Here is a 6,073-nt window from a genome sequence, read left to right as displayed (position 1 = left end):
GCACGTCAGTGATTCGTAGATTTAAAATAGGAAACGCCGAAAAATTAATCAACTGAATTTTGATTCCTATTCTTGCTCCGGAGCTTCAATTAAATAACTTCCCCCAACCGCTTTAAACCCACTTTCGTTAATGTAAGCAACCATTGGCTTCTTGTTTTTTCGACCGCGGATGGCCGCACAACCCACCTCTCCTTCTTTATTGACCGCAACAAATTTATCATTGAAGTCAACATTTTCGGGACCGCCGTTAATATCGATAATTCGTTGACAAATGGCCTCGCAGGCCTCCTGGGGTGACATACCGCTGCGCATTCTTTCGACCACATAAAAACTTCCGCAGGTCCGAATGACTTCTTCGCCGCGACCGGTTGCGCCGGCGGCGCCGACTTCATTGTCGACATAGAGACCGGCGCCGATGATGGGCGAGTCTCCAATCCTGCCCGGAATCTTCCATGACAAGCCGCTGGTTGTTGTGATGCCGGCAACATTGCCCTCATTGTCAATTCCTAAAACATTTATGGTGCCCGTGGTCCGTTCCTGCTTCTTTTCAGAATTACCACTTGCCGGCGGCAACCAATCATCTTTATCGCTCAGGTTTTCTTTCCATTTCAGCCAGCGAATCCGTGCTTTTTCAGTCAGGAGATTCTCTTCCTTAAAACCGTGCATTTTCGCAAATCTCAAGGCGCCTGTTCCAACCAAATGGATGTGGTCAGTGCGTTCCATGACTAAACGTGCAACTGAGGCAGGTGTTTTTATATTTTCTAGAGCCGCCACCGAGCCGCAATTGTGATTTGGGCCGTACATAATGGATGCATCCAATTGCACCACGCCTTCTTCATTGGGCAGCCCGCCATAACCAACTGAAGAATCTTCAGGATCTAACTCCACAACGTTCGCACCTTTTTCTACCGCGTCCAATATGCTGCCTGTATGCTGCAAAGTATCCCATGCCGGATTGAGTACTTTCTTGCCCCATTCTTCATCGCGACTGCAGAGCAGAACCGGTAATTTAGTCGCTGTTCTTCTGCCTGGGATAACGACCCCTGGAAATTTACTGATGAACGGCATCGTTAACCCGACTCCGGCGGCTTTCTTTAGGAATTTTCTTCGGTTCAAAGTTTTTGACACGGCAACCTCCTGAAAGAATTTCGAAAAAGACTAATTTTTATAAATTTTCACAACTGTTTCACCATTTTCTCTAATATAACCGCGATACATGCCATCAGTATTAAAAGGCATCGCGATGTTGCCATCCTTATCGATGGCGATAATTCCGCCTGTCCCACCAAGCTCCTCTAACTTTTTCATAATTACGGTGTTGGCAGCTTCTTTTAATGACTTGCCTTCATAGGCCATTAACGCGTGAATGTCATAAGAAACCAGGAGACGCATAAAGTATTCGCCATGCCCGGTTCCGGAAACCGCGCAGGTTTGATTATTTGCGTAGGTTCCCGCGCCGATAATCGGTGAGTCGCCGACCCTGCCAAACATTTTATTGGTCATGCCTCCCGTTGAGGTTCCGGCGGCTAAATTACCTGCTTTGTCCAAAGCCGCGGCACCGACTGTGCCTTTTTCTTTGTCAGCCAGTTTTATATTTTCTTTTTCCGGAACCAGCGTAGTCTTTTCCTCTACGGACTCTTTACGCTTTTGCAGGCTTTTCCATCTTTTTTCGGTGTAAAAATAATACTGAGAGACCCGGTCGAGGTTGTGTTGAACCGCGAATTCTTCCGCCCCGGCCCCAACCATCATGACGTGTGGAGATTTTTCTAAAACCAGGCGCGCCAGGGTGATCGGATTCTTGACGTGCTTCACACTGGCAACTGCGCCTGCTTGTAAAGTCCTGCCGTCCATAATCGAGGCGTCCAGCTCATGGGTTCCGTCGCCGGTAAAAACCGCACCTTTGCCCGCATTAAAAAGTGGTGAATCTTCCAGGATATTAATGGTGGCTTCGACAGCGTCCATGCTGCTGCCATTATTTTTAAGTATATCGTAGCCGGTCTGAAGAGCTTCTTTAAGCTTACTTTGATAAGCTTGTTCGAGCTCAGGGGTCATATTTTTCTTTAATATTGTACCTGCTCCTCCGTGAATGACCATGCCGAAAGTTGAATTTGTTTTTTGAGAATGTGCCTCTTTGCTTTGGAAGAAAAGAATAACTAATACCAGAATTGTTGAACCAAGCATCTTAGAATTAAAAGTCATTTTATACTTCCTCAAGAGTTCTGATAATGATTTCTCCACGAATCTCCGATAAATGTAAGGGTTGCTGGAGAAATTCCGATTCAATTGCTAAAAAGATTATTTTATCAAACAAATAAAATACAAAATATTGAGACAGGGGAAATGTTTAGAGAATATACCAATTAAATCCATTGGTGTCAATATTCAGGAACAATTTTTTGTTGGATTTTTTCGAAAATTATGGTATATTGAGAGCCTTAAAAAATATGGAGATAGATGATTAGATGTTGATGTGTTGCGTTAAAAGAGCAGTGTTTATTTTATTATTCATATTGACTTTTTCTGTAATAACTCCGGCACTTTTATTTTCCCAGGATGTAGCGGGAAACGGCAAAAATACGGATCACGACCCCAGGGCTGCCGGGCTTGTCATTCAAGGAGCCATTTTTGATTTAAATGGCGAATATAGTAAGGCGCTTATTGCTTACAATGAAGCTTTTATTTACGCTCCCGACTCACCTTCCATTTGCAACTCCATAGCCAAAGACTATGTTTACCTCGGTAAATTGGAAACTTCCCTTCAAATGCTGCAGCGAAGTTTAAAAATTGATCCGAATTACTTAGAGACGCACCAACTGCTGGCAAAAATCTATCAGGGACAGAGCAATGTCGAGCTTGCCACGGAAGAGTATCTGGAAATTCTTAGACTGGATCCACAAAATGTTGATGCTCACTTCAATTTAGCAAGTCTTTACTTAAGCCAAAACAAAACCAAGCAAGCAACCGAACTGTATGATAATTTGCTGAATCTGGGGCTGGCCTCTCGGGAGAGCCATTTTCAGTTAGGTAACTTATATTTTCAACAAAAGGAGTATGAGCAGGCGCAGAAAGTTTTTGAACAATATATTACCACTTACCCGGAGGACGAAGGAGGGTATTTGGCAATTGGCGCTGTTTTTAGTGCAAAAAAAGATACAGCCGCCACAATTGAGTGGTACGAAAAAATATATGAAGAAAATCAGCATTTCACCGGGATAAGAGACGAATTTGCTCAAACTCTTATTGCAATAGAAGATTGGGATCGGGCAATAAAGTTGTATGAAGATTTATCGGGTGACGATTCCACGGATGTGACCGTTAGAATTCGAATAGGAGATTTGTATTATACAAAAGGAGATACTTCCAGGGCGTTGTCAATTTATAAAAATTTGACCGAAACGCATCCAAATGAATGGCGGGGCTTTTTTAAATTAGGACAAGTCTTTTTTAGTGACGGAAAATTTTCCGAGAGCATCCCTTATTTTGAGAAAACCATCGAATTAAATGACCGGCTTCCGGATGCCTGGTTTCGCCTTGGTTTTGTATATCAGCAGAAGGGTGAATTAGAAAAAGCCGAAGAGAGTTATCGAAAAGCGCAATCCCTTGCCCCTGACTTTCCCCACACAAATCGAGTGCTCGGCAATTTGCTTTTTCAAAGAAAGAACTACGATGAAGCTGTGCAATTTTTGCTCAAATCGCTGCGAAACGACCCGGATAACGTGGTAACTCTTGGGGTGTTAAGTGCAGCTTATGATGATCTTGGCGAAAGAAAAAAAAGTAATGAATTTTTTGAAAAGGCTGTTGAAATCGTCCCGGATAACCCTCGTATTTTAAATGATTATACTTTTTTGGGTAATTTGCTTTTTCAAGAACAGAAGTTTAGTCAAGCTGTTAAATTTCTACTTGTAGCCTTAGAGAATGATCCTGAGAATGCAGTAATTATGGGAGTTTTAGGGGCCGCTTATGACGAGCTGGATGAAAGAGAAAAAAGTGCCGGGTATTATGAAAAAGCATTGAAAATTCAACCGGATAACGCGGTCCTCTTAAACAATTATGGCTACAGTCTGAGCGTTCGTGGCGAACGTCTTGACGACGCTCTTGAGATGGTCAACAAAGCCTTGGAAGCTGACCCTGAGAACGGCGCGTTTTTGGATACCATTGGCTGGGTTTATTACAAGTTGGGTGATTACGACAAAGCGCTTGAGTATATTAAGAAATCCGTGGCCATTCGAGGCGGTTCTGCGGAAGTTTTGGAACATCTTGGCGACGTTTATGAGAAACTGGGACAGATGGATTTGGCGATAGAAAATTGGCAGAAGGCAATGGAGTTGGATCCAGATCGGGAAAGCTTGACGACAAAATTGCAGAATAACTAGCTAAATAAAGTTTAACTTTTTGAGGATAAAATTTCTGCGACGATTTTACCTGTTTGGTTTTTTCTTTGTCACTTACTGCTCCGCTTCTTTGTTTCTTAACTGTGCATCGACTTCGAAAATCCCCAATTTATCAAATTTTACTCCTGAAGATCTGCAATTAAGGGTGGCTCGAAATCTCCACAACTTGCACAGTTTTGAAGGAAAAGCCCGTGTTATTATAGAACTTCCCGGAAAAAGCTACAATGGCTTTTCTAACATTTTCATGAAATTACCTGACTCTGTTTATGTAAAAACGGAAGCAATCCTTGGAATCGATATCGGGGGATTGTTCCTGGATCAGCGCTTTTTTGCCGCCTATGCCCCTCGAGATAATATTCTTTATTATGGTGAGGCAGAATCTTTAGACCTTCGGGATTTTTTGAAAATTGAAATTGATACAGACGAACTGTTTGAAGTTTTCACCGGCTTGAATCAAATTGTGGTCAACGATACATCGAAACTCATTTTCGCGGGAGGAAAATTTGTCGTTACAACCCAATTAGAGCAGCAATCTTTAATATATGAGGTTGATCCTGAAAAATACATTGTAACAAAAAGCCAGCTGATTGACGCCGAAGGAAAAACCATTCTGCTAAAAGAGTACAGGCGGCTTCGAAAAACCAAAGGGCTGGTGCTGCCGCAAATTATTAAACTAACCCGCCCTCAGGCACGAGAACGAATTACAGTCTATTACACCAACCAGAAAATAAACAAGAAAATTGCCGCAGAAAAATTTAAAATAAAACCGGCAAAAAATGCAAAGAAGGTTTATTGGGGCGATACAAAGCGGCCGGCAATTGATAGGAATTTGCAAAAGATCAACCATAATTAAATTGTATAATGGCAAAGAGCACTGTAAAAATTTCTATCGTTGTGCCGCTTTTCAATGAAGAAGAGTCGCTGGTTGAACTTCACGAACGACTTTCAAAAGCAGTTTGTTCACTTGAGAAGCCAATTGAGTTTCTGTTCATCGATGACGGTTCAACAGACAACTCGATGCAGGTTTTGAGTGAGCTGCATAATAAAGATCCACAAGTACGGGTTGTCCAGTTCCGCAGAAATTATGGCAAGTCGGCGGCGCTGGCGCTTGGTTTCAAAGAGGCCCGCGGGGAATTTATAGTTACACTGGACGCCGATTTACAGGATGAGCCTTATGAAATCCCCAATTTAGTTAAAAAACTGGAGGAGGGATTTGACCTGGTTTCAGGATGGAAAAAAATCCGTAAAGATCCATTTATCAAAAAAAGTACCTCGAAGTTATTTAATTTTGTGACCCGGAAAATGACCGGTCTGGGAATCCATGATATGAACTGCGGTCTAAAAGCCTATCGCCGCGAAGTTACCGAAACTGTAAATGTATATGGACAATTGCACCGTTTTCTGCCTGTTTTGGCTCAGTGGCAGGGATTTAAGGTGGGCGAGGTTGTGGTAAAACACAACCCGAGAAAATACGGTAGAACAAAGTTTGGCGCGTCACGCTTTATTGCCGGTTTTTTTGATTTGGTGACCGTTTTATTTATTACCCGCTATACCAAAAGACCCTTACATCTGTTTGGACTTATCGGTCTTGTTTCGTTTGCTGTTGGAGTTGGCATTAGCGCATATCTGGCGGTAGAGCGTCTGCTTTTAGGGAAGTATTTGTCCGATCGTCCCCTTCTCTT

At 42.6% G+C, this 6,073-nt stretch carries 5 protein-coding genes; 3 read left to right on the top strand and 2 right to left on the bottom strand.

From position 1 onward, the window contains the following. Window positions 1-66 precede the first annotated feature (66 nt). The gene (locus tag IH879_18050) at window positions 67-1,068 is read right to left on the bottom strand and encodes a N(4)-(beta-N-acetylglucosaminyl)-L-asparaginase (protein MCH7676827.1); all 1,002 of its coding nucleotides are present in this window, start codon (window positions 1,066-1,068) and stop codon (window positions 67-69) included. 90 nt (window positions 1,069-1,158) lie between these two features. Further along, a complete protein-coding gene (locus IH879_18045) occupies window positions 1,159-2,181 on the bottom strand; it encodes an isoaspartyl peptidase/L-asparaginase (protein ID MCH7676826.1) in 1,023 nt (340 codons plus the stop codon). Window positions 2,182-2,510: 329 nt separating this feature from the next. Between IH879_18045 and IH879_18040 the strand changes: the two genes are divergently transcribed. From IH879_18040 to IH879_18030, 3 genes are all read left to right on the top strand, one after another. Beyond that, window positions 2,511-4,373, top strand: coding sequence for a tetratricopeptide repeat protein (locus IH879_18040; GenBank protein MCH7676825.1), 1,863 nt, complete (start codon window positions 2,511-2,513; stop codon window positions 4,371-4,373). 163 nt (window positions 4,374-4,536) lie between these two features. Beyond that, window positions 4,537-5,244, top strand: a complete 708-nt coding sequence (locus IH879_18035; GenBank protein MCH7676824.1) for a DUF4292 domain-containing protein — start codon at window positions 4,537-4,539, stop codon at window positions 5,242-5,244. Window positions 5,245-5,252: 8 nt separating this feature from the next. Continuing rightward, window positions 5,253-6,073 (top strand): glycosyltransferase family 2 protein (locus IH879_18030; protein ID MCH7676823.1); only part of this gene is annotated, 821 nt, incomplete at its 3' end.

The organism is candidate division KSB1 bacterium (assembly GCA_022562085.1).
In the GTDB taxonomy this organism is placed as follows: Bacteria; Zhuqueibacterota; Zhuqueibacteria; order Oceanimicrobiales; family Oceanimicrobiaceae; genus Oceanimicrobium.
This window is presented reverse-complemented; position numbering and strand designations above follow the sequence as displayed.

What these genes read in the sequence shown, in the direction of transcription:
- IH879_18045 (MCH7676826.1), bottom strand. Translation starts at nt 2,181, where the DNA reads ATGCTTGGTTCAACAATTCTGGTATTAGTTATTCTTTTCTTCCAAAGC.
- IH879_18050 (MCH7676827.1), bottom strand. Translation starts at nt 1,068, where the DNA reads ATGCCGTTCATCAGTAAATTTCCAGGGGTCGTTATCCCAGGCAGAAGA.